Source organism: Methyloparacoccus murrellii (assembly GCF_054657115.1).
On record NZ_BAAHXD010000040.1, the window covers coordinates 1 to 14,312 of the forward strand.

General features: G+C 65.7%; 24 protein-coding genes. 1 reads left to right on the forward strand and 23 read right to left on the reverse strand.

Annotated elements, in window-relative coordinates; genetic code table 11:
• Positions 1 to 76: 76 nt before the first annotated feature.
• On the reverse strand, positions 77 to 286 hold the full coding sequence (locus ACYQ1H_RS11530; protein WP_460028186.1) for a hypothetical protein: 210 nt from the start codon (positions 284 to 286) through the stop codon (positions 77 to 79).
• Positions 287 to 385: 99 nt separating this feature from the next.
• On the opposite strand from ACYQ1H_RS11530, the gene ACYQ1H_RS11535 reads away from it, so the two are divergent.
• Positions 386 to 1,582 (forward strand): ATP-binding protein, encoded by a 1,197-nt coding sequence (locus ACYQ1H_RS11535; RefSeq protein ID WP_460028187.1) that lies wholly within the window; start codon positions 386 to 388, stop codon positions 1,580 to 1,582.
• A 71-nt stretch (positions 1,583 to 1,653) separates the two neighbouring features.
• Here the strand turns inward: ACYQ1H_RS11535 and ACYQ1H_RS11540 are convergent, their stop codons facing one another.
• The 22 genes from ACYQ1H_RS11540 to ACYQ1H_RS11645 all read right to left on the reverse strand — a co-directional run bounded on the left by ACYQ1H_RS11540 (position 1,654) and on the right by ACYQ1H_RS11645 (position 14,211).
• Complete coding sequence (locus ACYQ1H_RS11540; RefSeq protein ID WP_460028188.1) at positions 1,654 to 1,887, reverse strand: hypothetical protein; 234 nt, start codon at positions 1,885 to 1,887, stop codon at positions 1,654 to 1,656.
• A gap of 81 nt (positions 1,888 to 1,968) precedes the next feature.
• Entirely contained in the window at positions 1,969 to 2,214 is a 246-nt protein-coding gene (locus ACYQ1H_RS11545; protein ID WP_460028189.1) for a hypothetical protein, read from the reverse strand.
• Positions 2,199 to 2,915, reverse strand: coding sequence for a hypothetical protein (locus ACYQ1H_RS11550; RefSeq protein WP_460028190.1), 717 nt, complete (start codon positions 2,913 to 2,915; stop codon positions 2,199 to 2,201). The genes ACYQ1H_RS11545 and ACYQ1H_RS11550 overlap by 16 nt, the downstream gene beginning before the upstream one ends.
• A gap of 13 nt (positions 2,916 to 2,928) precedes the next feature.
• Positions 2,929 to 3,168 (reverse strand): hypothetical protein, encoded by a 240-nt coding sequence (locus ACYQ1H_RS11555; RefSeq protein ID WP_460028191.1) that lies wholly within the window; start codon positions 3,166 to 3,168, stop codon positions 2,929 to 2,931.
• Positions 3,165 to 3,650 (reverse strand): hypothetical protein, encoded by a 486-nt coding sequence (locus ACYQ1H_RS11560; protein WP_460028192.1) that lies wholly within the window; start codon positions 3,648 to 3,650, stop codon positions 3,165 to 3,167. The genes ACYQ1H_RS11555 and ACYQ1H_RS11560 overlap by 4 nt, the downstream gene beginning before the upstream one ends.
• Positions 3,647 to 4,105: a DUF5681 domain-containing protein gene (locus ACYQ1H_RS11565; protein WP_460028193.1), complete on the reverse strand. Its 459-nt coding sequence runs from the start codon at positions 4,103 to 4,105 to the stop codon at positions 3,647 to 3,649. Before ACYQ1H_RS11565 ends, ACYQ1H_RS11560 begins: the two co-directional genes overlap by 4 nt.
• Before the next feature lie 27 nt (positions 4,106 to 4,132).
• Positions 4,133 to 4,456: a hypothetical protein gene (locus tag ACYQ1H_RS11570; protein WP_460028194.1), complete on the reverse strand. Its 324-nt coding sequence runs from the start codon at positions 4,454 to 4,456 to the stop codon at positions 4,133 to 4,135.
• Positions 4,449 to 4,622, reverse strand: coding sequence for a hypothetical protein (locus ACYQ1H_RS11575; RefSeq protein WP_460028195.1), 174 nt, complete (start codon positions 4,620 to 4,622; stop codon positions 4,449 to 4,451). The genes ACYQ1H_RS11570 and ACYQ1H_RS11575 overlap by 8 nt, the downstream gene beginning before the upstream one ends.
• Positions 4,616 to 5,101 (reverse strand): RuvC family protein, encoded by a 486-nt coding sequence (locus ACYQ1H_RS11580; protein WP_460028196.1) that lies wholly within the window; start codon positions 5,099 to 5,101, stop codon positions 4,616 to 4,618. Before ACYQ1H_RS11580 ends, ACYQ1H_RS11575 begins: the two co-directional genes overlap by 7 nt.
• Entirely contained in the window at positions 5,086 to 5,328 is a 243-nt protein-coding gene (locus ACYQ1H_RS11585; protein ID WP_460028197.1) for a hypothetical protein, read from the reverse strand. The genes ACYQ1H_RS11580 and ACYQ1H_RS11585 overlap by 16 nt, the downstream gene beginning before the upstream one ends.
• Entirely contained in the window at positions 5,325 to 5,699 is a 375-nt protein-coding gene (locus ACYQ1H_RS11590) for a hypothetical protein (RefSeq protein ID WP_460028198.1), read from the reverse strand. Before ACYQ1H_RS11590 ends, ACYQ1H_RS11585 begins: the two co-directional genes overlap by 4 nt.
• Positions 5,696 to 6,421, reverse strand: coding sequence for a 3'-5' exonuclease family protein (locus ACYQ1H_RS11595; RefSeq protein WP_460028199.1), 726 nt, complete (start codon positions 6,419 to 6,421; stop codon positions 5,696 to 5,698). The genes ACYQ1H_RS11590 and ACYQ1H_RS11595 overlap by 4 nt, the downstream gene beginning before the upstream one ends.
• 14 nt (positions 6,422 to 6,435) lie before the next feature.
• On the reverse strand, positions 6,436 to 7,059 hold the full coding sequence (locus ACYQ1H_RS11600; RefSeq protein WP_460028200.1) for a phage replication initiation protein, NGO0469 family: 624 nt from the start codon (positions 7,057 to 7,059) through the stop codon (positions 6,436 to 6,438).
• A gap of 148 nt (positions 7,060 to 7,207) precedes the next feature.
• Positions 7,208 to 7,735 carry a hypothetical protein gene (locus ACYQ1H_RS11605; RefSeq protein ID WP_460028201.1) on the reverse strand — a complete coding sequence of 176 codons (528 nt, stop codon included), beginning with the start codon at positions 7,733 to 7,735 and terminating at the stop codon, positions 7,208 to 7,210.
• Entirely contained in the window at positions 7,732 to 9,132 is a 1,401-nt protein-coding gene (locus ACYQ1H_RS11610) for an AAA family ATPase (RefSeq protein ID WP_460028202.1), read from the reverse strand. Before ACYQ1H_RS11610 ends, ACYQ1H_RS11605 begins: the two co-directional genes overlap by 4 nt.
• Entirely contained in the window at positions 9,119 to 9,595 is a 477-nt protein-coding gene (locus ACYQ1H_RS11615; protein WP_460028203.1) for a hypothetical protein, read from the reverse strand. The genes ACYQ1H_RS11610 and ACYQ1H_RS11615 overlap by 14 nt, the downstream gene beginning before the upstream one ends.
• Positions 9,585 to 10,019 carry a hypothetical protein gene (locus tag ACYQ1H_RS11620; protein WP_460028204.1) on the reverse strand — a complete coding sequence of 145 codons (435 nt, stop codon included), beginning with the start codon at positions 10,017 to 10,019 and terminating at the stop codon, positions 9,585 to 9,587. Before ACYQ1H_RS11620 ends, ACYQ1H_RS11615 begins: the two co-directional genes overlap by 11 nt.
• Positions 10,020 to 10,412: 393 nt before the next feature.
• Positions 10,413 to 10,730 (reverse strand): helix-turn-helix transcriptional regulator, encoded by a 318-nt coding sequence (locus ACYQ1H_RS11625; RefSeq protein ID WP_460028205.1) that lies wholly within the window; start codon positions 10,728 to 10,730, stop codon positions 10,413 to 10,415.
• A gap of 277 nt (positions 10,731 to 11,007) precedes the next feature.
• Complete coding sequence (locus ACYQ1H_RS11630) at positions 11,008 to 12,276, reverse strand: tyrosine-type recombinase/integrase (RefSeq protein ID WP_460028206.1); 1,269 nt, start codon at positions 12,274 to 12,276, stop codon at positions 11,008 to 11,010.
• A gap of 160 nt (positions 12,277 to 12,436) precedes the next feature.
• Positions 12,437 to 12,958, reverse strand: coding sequence for a pilus assembly protein PilP (locus ACYQ1H_RS11635; protein WP_460028207.1), 522 nt, complete (start codon positions 12,956 to 12,958; stop codon positions 12,437 to 12,439).
• A gap of 12 nt (positions 12,959 to 12,970) precedes the next feature.
• On the reverse strand, positions 12,971 to 13,615 hold the full coding sequence (locus tag ACYQ1H_RS11640) for a type IV pilus inner membrane component PilO (protein WP_460028208.1): 645 nt from the start codon (positions 13,613 to 13,615) through the stop codon (positions 12,971 to 12,973).
• Positions 13,612 to 14,211 carry a PilN domain-containing protein gene (locus ACYQ1H_RS11645; RefSeq protein ID WP_460028209.1) on the reverse strand — a complete coding sequence of 200 codons (600 nt, stop codon included), beginning with the start codon at positions 14,209 to 14,211 and terminating at the stop codon, positions 13,612 to 13,614. The genes ACYQ1H_RS11640 and ACYQ1H_RS11645 overlap by 4 nt, the downstream gene beginning before the upstream one ends.
• Positions 14,212 to 14,312 lie beyond the last annotated feature (101 nt).

Below are 14,312 nucleotides of genomic sequence, written 5' to 3' on the forward strand. Positions count from 1 at the left end.
GTGCTGCCTATGAAGCCCGCCGTTGAGCGAGGGCTGCAATTCAATTTTGTCGGAGCACATTTGCCCAGATCACCATCTAGTCGCTCAGCACCGCGCTGCCGTGCAGCTGCCGCCAGTAGAGCATCTCCGCTTCCTCCCCGCCACGCGCCCGGCATCTAGCCGCCCTCTGCGCGTAGAAGGGCACGGATGAGAGCCGCTCTTTTAACCGTAGCGCTGCCCGCTCGCGCCGGGCTTTCTCCTTGGCGGATATTAAACCTCGGCGGCGCGGTGCGTTCGAAATCGTCATGGACTTGTCCTGGTGTGGGGCGGGGTCAAGGCCACCATGTGTTTACTGTAAGTTATCCAAAGCTGATAATTATCCGATACAGATAAGAAAGGATACATCATGACGCCTGAGGCCGTTTTCCACCGCCCCCAGTACGCCGCTGACATGGCTCAGCAGCTGTTGAAGCCCAGCGCATTGCAGATGCAGGTGCGATCCGGGGTGTTTCTGTCTGGCATCCGCCGCATCGGGAAAACCACGTTTCTTCGGCAGGACTTGATTCCGGCGCTGGAGTCGATGGGTGCCTTGGTGATCTACGTAGACCTTTGGGCAGATCGCAGCAAAAGCTCTGCCTCGCTCGTGCATGAAGCCGTCAAGGCAACGCTGTCGACGTTGACGACGCCCGGCACCGGGTTATGGGAGCGATTCAAGGGCATGAGCATCGGCGCGGCGGGCCTTTCCTTTGGATTTCAGCTGGATGCCGTGGGCAAGCCCGGTGGTGCCACATTGGGGGATGTGCTTACCGAGCTGGTGGACAAGGTAAAGACCGACGTAGTGCTGATCATTGACGAGGTGCAGCACGCGCTGGCTGGCGAGGACGGGAGCAACCTGCTGTTTGCATTGAAGGCGGCCCGTGACGCCGTGAACACCCGCCCAGGCACGCCAGGCTACCTGCTGGTGCTGGGTACCGGCTCGCACAAGTCGCTGGTGGCAGACATGGCCACCCGCCGGTCCAAGCCGTTCGCGGGTGCGGTATCCACCGGGTATGAGCCTTTAGGCTCGGACTTTGTCCGCTGGAAAAGGGCGCAACTGGAGCAGAGCGAGGGCATCAAGCTCCCATCCCAGGACGTGATGGTTGAGGGATTCCTGGCGGTTGGCCAGCGCCCCGAGGAGTTGCAGCGCGCGCTAGTCCTGTTGCAATCACGACCAGAGGCGCCCGACGTAGCTTTCCCCATCATTTGCTCAACCCTGGCGTCAACGGCCGCAGAGGTGGAAATCGCGACCATCGAGGCACTGGGTGACTTGGCCTCAGCCATCTTTGACCGGATTGCTTCCGGTAAAGAGGATGGTGAGTCCAAACTGTTTTCCACGGACGCCATCAACAGTTACTCAGAGCAGATCGGCATGCCGGTTGACACGCCGCAAGTTCAGAACATGGTCGATCGCATGATCGCGGCGGATGTGATCGTGCGCCCGTCTTATGGCGTTTACGTCGTGGCGGACCCTTTCGTCCGGCAAGCATGGCGACAGCAAAAGGCGATGCGAGTACCAGGCCCCGCGCCGCAGGCTGGGTCTGGGGATGGGAGTTCAAATTGGTGAACCTGCGCGATGTCGGCCAGATTTGAGAAAGCCGCCCAAGCTCACCCGCTGGAGCTTTACCCCCGAGGTTTTCAGTCTTGCGGTACGCGCCCCACGCTGAATGCCCGCCTGACGCCATCAGGCTCGAATCCCGCCAGCTCGCAGACCGCCAAGAAGTCGCGGGTGGTAAGCCACCACGCGACCTTCTCCCGCTCCTTCCCGCCGGCCCGGTAGTCCAGCAGGGCGCGGTGCAGCACGGCGGTCCAGAGCGCCAGCAGGGGGCGTGGGTTGCCGACCAGGACGGGATCAAGGGAGGATGTTGCCATGCGCGGTATCCATGCAGAGGTCAGTAAAAAACCCCGGTGGCGGGCGCCGACCGGGGTTCCGGGCAGGTTGCCGGGTGTGGGCTACCGCCACAGGGCGCGGTAATCGCGCTGGCCATTGGCGTCTGTTGTGGCGCTTGGCTGCGGCTGCTTCCGGGCAAGGATCGCGCGCGCCTGCTCCGGGGTGGCATGTTCCGCCGCCGTCATGAGCAGGAAAGCCGCCTGCCTGGATTGCCCCCGGCCAGCCTGCCGCAATTGCTCCAGGGCGGCCATGGCGGCGCTGTAGGTCTCCTCGTCCCGCATGGCCCGGGCCATCAGCTGTTCAGCCACTGGTCGGCCTGCTCGGGGCTCATCCGCGCCAGCGCCTGTTCCAGCGCCAGGCCCTTAAGCCCCTCCAGGTCCGCCGGAGCAGCGCCCCGGGATCCCGCGCCGGGCCGATGGTCGTCCCGGGTGGCGGGATGCTTGCCGTGCCTGGCGGCCACCATGTTCAGCGCCTCTCTCAGGAACCACGCGGCATCGCGATGGTTGTTGGCTGGGTCCGCCCCCAGATATTTCACAGCCCGGTCCCACTGGGCCTCCAGCTCGCTGCCCGGCTTGAGATCAAGCCCCAGCCGCCCGGCTTCGCGCCGCGTTTCCTCGATCTGCCGCCGCCAATCCTTCTGCCGCGCCTCGCCGGCCATCCTGTGCACCAGGCCGGCCTCGGCCCGCTCGGCGTTCAGGTCCAGCAGCGCCGCATCGATCTCGCGCAGCTTGGCGCGGTGCTCGGCATAGGTCAGCTCGCTGTCGCCCGCCTCGTAGGCCGACTCCAGAGCGTCCTTGGCCGCGACCAGCTCCGTGATGGCCTGTCCCAGTACCGCCGGCGTGGCGGTCGACTCGGCCAGCCGCAAAAGCGTGGCGTTCTCGATTTCCTCCACAATGACCGGCTCGGCGTCATGGGTTGGGCTGCCGGTGGCTGTACCCGCTCCAACCTCGTCATCCTCCAGCGCGGCCCGCTCGGTGGCGCTGAGGTAGTGTTCCAGCTCGATGCCCATAGGGTTCTCCTGATTATTCGATAAAAACAAAGCCGCGCCAGCCCTGCGGGAGGGATGCCATGACGCGGCCGATAAAGGCCTGCTCGCCTTCCTCAGGCTGCCGCGAATACGCCCGGTCAGCGCTGGCCGAGGTGGGTAGCGCACCTTCCGGGTCGACGAAGATCACCGCAACGTGTTGCCGCCCCTTCATGCCCGCCAGCCATTCCAGGCCATCCAGCCGCCGCCGGACCGTCGCCAGCCGGGTGCTGCTCACGCGGGGTTCAGCTCGTGCCAGCGGCGCAGCTTCGCGGTCATCTGCACCCGCCGGGGACAATCGTGCCGCGGGATGGCCGCCGCGAAGGCCTCTGGATCAAAGTCCGGCGGGAATTCGAGCTCCAGCGGCTGCTTCACCTCCGGCACCCGGGTCTGTTCCAGGAAAGCGGCGGTGGTCGGCTTCACCTCCTTGATCGCGGCAGGACGGTGACCGGTCAGCGTCTCCAGCCGGTCCTCGATGCTGAGGAGGCTTCTGGCCGCCACCAGCACCCGCCGGCCGGCCAGGTCGCACTCGATGAAGTGGAGCCCCGGCAGGCAGGCGATCAGGGCGTGCGCCAGTTTCAGCGGATGGACGGAATCCAGCGTGGCCGACACCCTGTGCGGCCAGCTCCAGGGCTCAAGTTCGTAGATCGTTTGGCAGTCCAGCACCGCCAGGCCCGCGTAGGCCAGGCACTGCTGAACGTGGTTCAGGTACTTTTTCATGAATCAGAATCTCCTGATGCGTGTTCGATGATGTGCCCCCGACTCTCCAGGGCATCCAGTCGAGCCAGGATGGCCGGGAGTTCGGAGAGGGTGGAGACCGTGCCGATGATGTCCACCAGCAGCTTGCCGTTGACCGGATCAACCTCCCCTCTGGCGATGGCGCCCAGCACCGCCGCGGCCTGCTCATGGGCCGTGGCGTGTGTGGGGATGTCAACGTGGATGGGCTCGGCGGACGGCCGAAGCGGCGGCGCGATCCGCTCGAGGCAAAGCTTCAGCGCCTGGGGATCGCCTGCCAGGGCGGACCTCAGGACGATTTTGACCAGTTCGTCGCCGTGCTCCTGGATTGCCCGCCGGAACTTGCCCCGCTTGTCGGGCGAGCCGGGCGGCCGGCCTTTTGGATTGCCGCTCTGGCCGGGCTTCCACTGGCCTGGGCTGCGGGGTTCGTGATCGCTCATGTCGCCTCCTGCTTATTTCAGAATTCCCTACTGGACCCGTGTCGCCATTGTTGCCGGCTCAATGCCCAGTCCGTCCATAAACCCGACCACCGAGGCCAGCTCGACGCCCATGGCCGCCGCGATGTCCGTGACCGCGTAGACCGGCCGGCCGGCCGAGTCCAGTCCGCAAGGTTCAGGTACCTTGAGGCCCGCCTCGGCCAGCCTGCGCTTGGCCCCTTCAATGAACCAGGCGGGCGCATGGTCGAAGGCCTCATTGAGCGCCTGCCCGGCCTCGCGGGTATCGCCCTGCCCGGCTTCGGCCAGCGCCGCGTACCGCTGCATGGCCGCCTCGAACTTTGTGATGTCAGGCATGAAAATCTCCGTCCCGGGCGGCGTCGACCATCGCCTTCCAGACACAGACCACGCCACCACGAGCGGCCTCATGGCCGGCCTGGATCATCGCCAGCGTCGGGGTTTTCGGCACCAGCTTCCAGCCGGGCGGCGCCAGCCACAGACTGCGCAGCAGCCTTGTCAGCATGACGCGTCCCTCCCGCCCCAGGCCGCCAGCAGCAAGGCCTCGGCCCGGTCATGGTCCTTCTTGCGGGCCAGCCGGTCGGCCACGGCGGGGAACAGCTCAAGGGCACGTGCCCTGCTCAGGTCCTTGTCGGCCCCCAGCCCCATTGCCCGTTTCCAGACAGCCGGGGCCACTGTCGTCACCGGAACGCGCAGAGCGCCCAGCACGCCCGCGATGGCACCGGAGGTGTACCCGAACGAGAACGCCCCGGAGGGGGCCTCTCCTGGGCGTGCAGCCACCTTCTCGATGACCGCCATCCGCACGGCGTCCGCGAACGGCGCCAGCAGCTCGGCCAGGCTGGCCGCGTCGATGCGATGCTTGATCCGGGCAGTGCTGAACTGGACGGTGGGCAGGTCATCGAGAAGCCGGACCTCCCGCCCCTCGATGATGGCCACCGCGCCGTGCAAGCCGGGGTCGATGCCCAATGTCAGGTTTCGCGACATGGCGGCACCTCCTCGTCCAGGCCGGACTCCCACAGCAGGAAGCGACGCAGGCAGGCCCCAGCTCGGGACTTGCCTCTGTCGCCGACCTCAAGCCGGGCCAGGTAGCGGTCGATGCGATGGTCGATCGCCAGCCGCACCAGGTGGCGCTCCGCGTCCTTGCGAATCGGGAAGGTGGCCCCGTCCGGCGTCTGGCACACGGCCACCTCGGCAATCTCGAAGTTGCTCATGCGTCCTCCCGGACCGTGTCCAGCAACCGGACGGGAACGCCCAGGACGGCCAGCTCATCGATGAACCGCTGGCACTCGACCGCGTCCCGCACCCACGTCTTGCGCAGCGCCTCGTGCTGGGCCAGCAGCTCGGCCAACACATCGGCGCGTCGGCTCGACTCGCTCTTGAGCCACCCGGCCAGTGCCGCGATCAGCTGATAGGCGTCAACGAGGCTCAGCTGCACGAAGCCGGGTTCATCTGGCCCCAGCTCGGTGCCGAGACCCTGCGTCAGCTGGAGCATCCGCCCGGCGGGTCCGACAAATTCCGTGAGGGCCAGATCCCGGTCGCTGAACCGCCCGGTGTCGAGGATGGTCGCGATGGTCGTACTCATGCCGCCACCCCGCTGTTGACGGAGAACAGCCGGTGATACACGGCGCGCGCCGCCTCAACGTCGCCAGCACAGTAGGCCTGGACAGCCTCGATCTCCCCGCGCTCCCAGAACTGCCAGGCGTTTGTGCCGCTGATCTCGCCCGCCTTCGGCGACGGGATGCCCAGGGTGCGGCAGAGCCGATCCAGCGAGATGCGGTCCCGGTACCCTGCCCATGCTTCCATCGTGCAGTAGTGGGTCTTGCCGTGCCGCGCCTCGGTCGGGCTCGGCAACTTGAAGGGCAGCGAGAGTCCGTGGATTACCGCCCGCTTCCACAGCCAGGCCAGGTCGAACGCCGCGTTGTGGGCGATCCACCACGGGTCCGGCCGGAACATGCGCTCCCCGTCGGTCGGGCTTTCCAGGCCGGCATCCTCCAGCGCGTCGTTGATGTAGCCGATGGCCGCCCGCAACAGGCCGGCGTCGGTGGCCTCTGACGGATCGCGAACCAGCACCTGGACCGGGTCATCCTCGACGGCGATGCCGACGGCGATCAGCTCGCCCAGCTCCGGCTGGAGGGCAGTCCTGCCGATGGCCTCCGCCGCGGCCTCCTCGCCCTTGGTCTCCATCCATTGCGCGATGGATTCAGGTTTCGAGTAGTTTGCCGGCGGTTTGATGTTCGCCCGAATCTCCGCGATGACTGCGGGATCGCGCGTCGGCATGGTTTCCACGTCAATGAAGATGCGCATCTGATCCACCCCCCTCAAAACGGAATCTCATCATCGAAATCCACCCCGGCCCCCACTGGTTCTGTCGTGGGGTCAGGTGCGGCGGGATGGCCGTTGAACCAAGCTTTGCCCTCGGGGGATTCGAGAATGGTTTCCTGCATTTTCTGGGAAAGCTGTTCCCAGACATTATTGTCCGGATTGGACAGATCGAATACCTGAATGCCGTTGACCGCTTCCGGTTTGGGCATGCCTTTTGGCAAAGGCATCAGGCTGGCGAGATTCGCATAGGTATTACCGTCGCGGGTCTCGTGAACCACGTTCGCGAGACCATACACGCCGACGACCGTCTTGAGATCGAAGCGTTTGAGCTCCTCGGCGGTGAAGTCGCGCCCGCGCCAGCTCTTGAGCAGGGCGCGTAGCGTGGCCTTTTCGCCAAGGCTGGCCGTGAGGCGGCGGGTGATGGAAAAGGGCCGGCCGTCGGACGTGCGTTCGTCGCCCAACAGTTCCCAGGCGAGGGAGATTTTCGGTTGGCGGGTTTCTTTTCCCTGCCAGTTGGAGGTCTGCGTACCGAGATCGATCAGGCGGTAGCAGCGGGCAACATGAACGCCAGCGGGAGGCAGTTCAAAAGAACCGCCGGAATCGGAAACTGAGAGGCCCATAACGGAAACTCCTTAAATCGCTGAAACAGATAAAGCATGATGATATTGGACGGTCTGGTTACGGTATTCATGGGTGTGACACCTGCTTGGATAGGTTGAGTGGATATTATAAGGGATTGCTGGCAGATAATGGCGCTATTCGCAAGCGCTATTCCGAAAAAGGGGGTCCCGGTGGACCTGGAGCGGGACCCGAACCGGTAGCCTCCCGCGGCCGCCACGGGCAAAGGTGCTGATCGGTGGCCCACCAGCCGCCGACCGCGTTGCCGGCATCGACGCCCGTCGCGCAGGACAGGGCCGCGGGATGCGGGTGCGGCCTTGCGTGCCGGCAACTGGTACAGGCGACTGGGGTGAGTTTGGCCCGGAAATGCTCCGTGAGCGCCGGCCAGTGCCCGGGCGGATGCTCGGCCAGGTCGGCCAGCATCGCCTCCTGGCTGGTCTCTGAGTCGCCGTAAAGGCGGCAGACCGCCAGGGCGGCGCTGACCAGCTCCGGCGGCAGGGCTTGCGGGGCGTTCGCAGCGGGGCCGGCGGCCAGCAGCTCCGCCACGATCTCATCCCGGTACTGGGTCAGGTAGCTGCGGTGGAGCCGGCTCAGCTTCGAGAAGGGCGAGACCACCAGCCGGCCAGCCTCGACCCGGAGGTCGAAGCCGGCGGCCCGGATGCGCTCTGCGGGGGTCACTCGATCACCCCCTCATCAGCAAAGGGAGCGCCCGGTTTTGGCGCGAAGGGGACGATTTTCCGAACATCCTGAGAAAAGCGCTCTCTTCGCTCCCTTCGCAATCCGGAAACGCTGGAAGCCGCGTCACCCGTGGCCTCCGTCGAAGGGAGCGGGGTGGCGTCAAGATCGCGAAGGGTGCGCTCGCTGGAGGCCTCGCCAGCCGTGGGTTTCAGCGAAGGGTGCGAAGGGCGCACCCCATTTTGGCCTTGGTAGCTGGCGCTCCCTTCGTCGCTGTCATCGGCCGGGTTGTTGAACGATCCTTCGGGCATCGCCCATGCCCAGGGGCCATTGAAGGCGTGCTTGCCCGAAGTGACCCCGAGCCTGGCTTTCGCCCGCTTGATCTGGTCCTTGCTGTAACCGTCATCACGACCGGCGGCGAACACCTCCTTGGCGGTCTTGGGTCCGCTGGCGAGAAAGTCCCGCAGCCAGATGGCGCACTCAGGCGCTTCCGGCTCGTCGTCGCCGTTGTCCTCCTCCGGCGGCAGCGCCTCGGCCCTGACCAGCAGCTCCCTGGCAGTGCCATCGACCGCCTCCCCCCAGACCAGCCGCGAGGCGAACACCCCGGCATGGTGCTCCAGCTCGACTTGTTCCAGGTCGTAGCGGAAGCCACCGGAGTCCGGCCCAATGTTGCTCTTCGCGCGGCAGAACAGCCGCGAGCCGCCGCCCTGATCGTGGGCCGGCATCTTCACGCCCACGAACGTGACGCGTGCCAAGGCACCGAAAGCGATGCTGCCGTTGAACCGTTCCACCGGATCGCGGCCGCTGGTGCCCTTGGTGAAATGGCTGATGCCGAGCACGGCGCAGTTGAGCTTGGCCGCCAGCGTCACCAGGGGCTGCAGGCCGCGCCTCACTTCCGCATTCTTGTGTGAGTCGCCCGCGATGGCCGACACGATGGGATCCACGATCAGCAGCTTCACCCCACCAATCTTGGTCGCCGCCCGGGTCAGCGCGTCCATGTGCCGGGCCGGATCGAAGGCAAGTTCCTCGTCGCCGTCCCGCACATCGCCTACGAAGTAGATGCGACGCATGTCGGCCCCACAGGCCAGCAGGCGGGGTGCGAGGGTGTCCTTGGGGTCATCCTCGCCCGACCATATCAACGCGTTGCCAGCCTCCGCCCGGGTGCCATCCGGCCAGCGTCCGCCAGAGGACAACGTGGCGCACAGTGCGGCAGCGATGGTGGTCTTGCCGGTGCCGGGCGGCCCAGCGAGGATCTCCAGCTTGCCGGCCGCCAGCCACTCGAACCATAGCCACTCAATGGGCTCCGGCGTGACGGTCGCGCCGCAGATCAGATCCACCGCCGGCAGCTCGCCGGACAGCTGCTCGCCCGCTCGCGCCCGGTAATCGTCAATGCCCGGCATGGCGCACCTCCGCGATTTCGTCGGCCAGGTGGCTCGCCAGTTTGGCAATGCTGGTGGCGTCCGCCGGACTGAAGACCACGCCCGCTGCCAGGTCGCCGAAGGCCAGCGAACAGGCCCGCAGGTCGTGCTCGATGCCCTCGAAGAAGTCCCGCCAGGGAACGCGCGGCACACGTCCGCGGCCGATCAGCCCGCCACGCGGCGATTGATGCGGATAGGTGATGGCGCGGTCGGGAAACAGGTCGGCCAGCTCAAGGCCCAGCGCACCCACTACCTCGGCAGCGCTGCAGCCGCTGAAACAGTGGACCAACACCCGTCTGTCGTCTCCTTCGCGAATGGACAGGCCACGGGAACGGTCGCCATGCTGGTGGGCGGCGGTGGGGCAGCTCGCCAGCCAGGTGCCCGGGCCGGTCGGCTTCACGCGGTCCAGGCGATTCAGCAGGCGGTCGATAGGTTCACTCGCCATAGACGCCCCCGGCGCGGCACAGAAGTTCGCCGGCAGCACCGCAAGCATAGGACGCGGAATCAACGGCCACGCCGGCCACGTGTTCGATCTCCAGCAGTGCGGAAATCGCGTCATCAAGGTCGTCGATCTCGCCGGCAGCATCGGCGATCCGGACGATGGCACGCACGAGCATTTCCGCACGCCGGCAATCGACCACGATGCGGTGCAGGGTTTCGCAAGAGGGGGCAGCCCCGGCCTGGGCTTTGCCAATGGCCAGGGCCTGCGCCGCGACCTGGCGCAGCATCTCGTTCAGGTCGTCCCTGGTGATCGTGATCTCGTCGCCGGCTTTGTCCAGGCCAGAGACGGCCATGAACTCGGCGGCGATGTGATGGGGGTTGGCGGGGTTGGCGGCGCGGATTGCGCCCGTGGGGGTGTCGTGAGACATGATGGACTCCTTGGCTGTTGAGGAATCCGCCACGATGCTTGCTACGGCATTGGGTGGCGGACTGGCGTGGGGGTAGCAAACCGGGCCAAGGTCCGGCCATCCCGAAGGATGCCCCACGCCAGCCGCCATAGAGGAACGACGGGCATGAAAAAGCGCCTTCGATATGGCGCTTGATGCGCCTTGACTCACAGGGTTGCTACGCCCTGCCCAGTTTGCGAACTGGGACGGGTCGAAGTCTACCCGCTGGCGCTGGCGCGAAAAGTCAGAGTTTTTTATACCGGCCGGCATGATAGCGGCGCCCGGCTTATGGGTGGCGGTGCTCATGCCCCCCCCCGCGACCACTTGCGCTTGCGCCGCCGAAGCGTCCGGCTGGCTTTCTGGCCCGGTGCTGGCTTACCGCGGCGCATTTGCCACCTCCGCCAGCGCGGCCCGCAGCTCACCAACCTGCCAGGCGGTGACGTTCTGGCCGATCTTTGACGGCCGTGGAATTTGATTGGTCGCTACATGACGCCAGAGAGTCGATCTGCCGATGTTCCCGTACAACCAACGAACAATCGGTTCACGGACAAAGGCAGAGGCCGGAAGCTTGTCAAACTCGACGAGCTCGGTCGGCAGTATGGGCGGCCTGGCGTCCACGGGCTCGGAGGGCGTGGCCTTGCGCGGACGGCCGCGGCGGCGGGGGATGTGAAGGGTGGTGGTTTGCTCGGGCATGATCGTCGGCTCCGTTTGGAGCGATGCCCGAGCCACAGTCGAGGTGAAGCTCAGGCATCGCCTGGGCCTCGTTTGTCCGCCGTCGCAGCCGGCTGGCTACCGCATGTCCCATGCCTCAGTGGGCCGGCGCACCAGGAGGAGGATTTCCCGGCTGGGACCGAAAGCATCGCGCTGAAGCAATGCCGCTGACGTAATGCGCCTCGACCCCAAAAATTCTGGCTCCGACCGACCGGAAAAAGCAAGTTTATTTTGATCCGTTTCGCCTAATCCCGGCATATTACGGCTCTTTATCAACGGCTTGCATGTGCCGCCCCGCCTGCCGCAGCGGGGTCACGTTCCAGTCCTCGCCACGCTCCAGGGCCCCCAGCAGGGCCGCCCACTGGTTCAGGGCATCGCGGCGTTCCTCGAAATAGTCGTGGGCGTCGTAGACGCCCTCCATGCCCTTGAGCTTGTGATTCAGGCAACGCTCCGCCACGTGGGGCGCGATGCCCAGGGCCGCCAGCTGGGTGCGGCAGGTCCGGCGCAGGTCATGCACCGTGAAGTGCGGTACGTCCGGCAGGTGGGCTCTGATGTCGGTCAATGCCACGTTCAGGGTGGACTCGCTGATGTGCGGCAGCATCCGGTGTTGTGACTTCCTGGCGGGCAAGAGGTAGTGACTTGAGCACCCCAGCCGGATCAGCTCCCGGATCATCTCGACAGCCGGTCCAGGTAGCGGAATCTCAATCGCGGCCGCCGTCTTGGATCGATCCACGGGCAGCCGCCAGACCCCTGCCTCAAGGTCGAACTCGCGCACTCTGGCCGCCGCCAGCTCCTGCTTGCGTACCCCCAGCATCAGCAGCAGCTTGAAGGTCAGCCGGTTCTGCTCGGTGGTCGTTTGCAGGGCGTCGAGGAACTTGACGATCTCGGGCCGTGACAGGGCGCGGTCCCTCGGCTTTTCCTTCCCGCCAGCGTCCGACACCTCGAACGCAATCGCCGGGTTGGACTCGATCATCTGGCGGACAACCGCGAAGGCGAACAGGCGCTTGGTCAAGCTCAGTACATCGTTTGCCGTGGTCGGTGCGCCTCGGCCCGCGATGGCCCGCAGCATCCTGTCAATGTGGCGGGGCTTTACCTCGTCCAGTCGCAGATTGCCCAGGCAGGGGCGTATGTCACGCTCCAGCAGGTTACGAATCAGGTCCGGGCGCTTCAGTCGGTCTTTGACTCTGAGGTTGTAGAAATCGTCCGCCAGTTGGTTGACCGTCAAGGCGCTGTGCCGCGCCACCACCTCCCGAATCCGATCCTGCTTCTCAAGCGCAGGGTCGTGGCCCAGGGCCACCTTGGCCCGCAGGCTCTTCGCCAGCCTCCTGGCCTCTGCCAGGGGCAGGTCCGCATAGCTGCCCAGCACCATCACACGGGCCTTGCCCGCCAGCCGGTAGCGGAACCGCCAGACGGGTGTTTTGAAGTTCTCGCGATAGGACAGGTATAGCCCGCCGCCATCCGCCCTGCCCTCAAACCGCTCCCCTTTCCTGATCCACGACTGGATCGCCCTGTCTGTCATTGTCGGCATGTCAGCCCCCCATCGGTCTGGTGGTACACGTTTGCAAAGGAAATTGCTGTACCACCGAGACCTTACGGCCCAGTGGTACGCAAGGTGGTACACACGAATCTTGGGCAATCACGGGACGAAGTGCAACAGGAAAAAACAACAAACCCCCGAATGACGGGGGTTACCGGTAGGTGAATGGGTCAGGGCTAGACAAGAAAAATCGCCACTCTTCCTTCTTATCGAGAATATTCACGACCTTTCCGTAATTCCTGCCGATGTAGTTGCCGACCCGGACCCGGTGGATGGTGCCGTCCTTGGCGCCGACCAGGGCCCAGACGACGCCGGACTGCCGGACGGTGCCGACCATGCGCAAGGTATCCAGCTCGAAGTTTTCCAGTTCCTCGCGCGGCCGCAGCATGTCGGGGCGGATGCCGGTCTCGACCTGCACCTCCTCCGGCTCCTTGAGTACCTCGTCCGGCTCGAACGGATCACGGACGGCATTGGGCCGGAACAGGAACGGCTCGACGACCTTGATGTCGGGCAGCGGCTCGATGGGCGCCTTGGGCCGCTGCCTGACCGCCTGCACATAGGCCTGCAGGTCGGTCATGTCCGCACTGCCGCACGCTGCCAGCAGGCACCCGGCCAGGCCCAGGCAGAGCCACCGCCGCGCATGGCCTCCTCCAGCCCTGGCGAAATGACGCATGCGCGCGCCGCCTCAGCGTTTCGGCGCCGGGCGCGGTTTGCTGGCCGCCGCCATCTCGCCATCGTCCAGATAGCGGTAGGTGCGCACCAGCGCCGTCATGACCAGCGGGAATCGCTCGTTCCGACCGGCCGGTTCCTTGCCGCCGTTGGGCAAGATTTTCACATTGTGCACGGTCACGATGCGCGGCAGGGAAGCCAGGCCGCTGACGAAGGCGCCGAAATCGGTGTAGCGCCCCAGGACGCGCACCTCGATCGGCAACTCGGCGTAGAAATCCCTGACCGTCTCGCTGCCGGGCTTGAACAGCTCGAATTCGAGGCCGCTGGCCAGGCCGGTCTGGGAGACATCGACCAGCAACTCCGGCACCTGGGTCTTGTTCGGCAGTTGCCGCAGGAGATCGCCGAAGGTCCGCTCGATCTCCGCCAGCTGCTCGCGGTATTCGTCGAGGCTGGCCGCCTTGCGCTGCTTGTGTTCGAAGCTGGCGCGCAGCTCGGTTTCCTTGGCTTCCTCGGTGGCCAGCTGGGCAAGCTGGTCGGCGGTATCCAGGTAATACCAGAAGCCGATCAGCGTTCCGCAGAGCATGACGATGACGAAGGCCTTGACCGGCAGCGGCCAGCTGCCCGCATATTCCAGATCCCAGCTGATCTCGGACAGATTCATGGCCTGGGCGCGGGACTGGCGGCCGGCGCGGAGCCGGGCCCGGCGGTCCTTTCCTCGCTCTGCCGGACCTTCAGCGAAAACCGGCTCATCTGCCGATCCTTCCTGTCGGCGGCCCCGGGCTTCGACTCGATCACCAGCAGCGAGGGCTGCTCGAACCAGGGCGACAGGTCGAGATTGCGCATGTAGACCGAGGCCCGCGCATTGGACTGGGCGATGCCGTTGATCGCCAGAACCCGGTCGGCCTGGGTGACGTCGAGCAGCTGCAGGCCTTCCGGGACCGTGCGCGCGAGCTCGTCGAAGAGGTGGACCGCCTCGGGCCGGCTGACTTGCAGTTTCTGAATCACGTCCATCCGGGCGATGAGGTTTTTCTTGCTCTTCTCGAGCTCCAGGATTTCCTTGATCTTGCGTTCCAGTATCGCGATTTCGCCCCCGATAAACTGGTTGCGCGCCCGCTGGTGCTCGATGCGCCCGGCGATGCCCACATGCACCAGCAGCATCAGCAGGGCCGTGGCGAGCAGGGCCGCGACGGCGGCCATGCCAAACTGGCGTTGCCGCCGCTTGCGGCGCTCCTCGCGCCAGGGCAGGAGGTTGATCATGCCCATCGCCGGTTCCCGCCTATGCGCCTCGGCCTGCCGGCCCTGGCACAGCGGCCAGGGCTGCGGCATCGCCGGCGCCGGGTCCGCAAAATCCGGCCCCG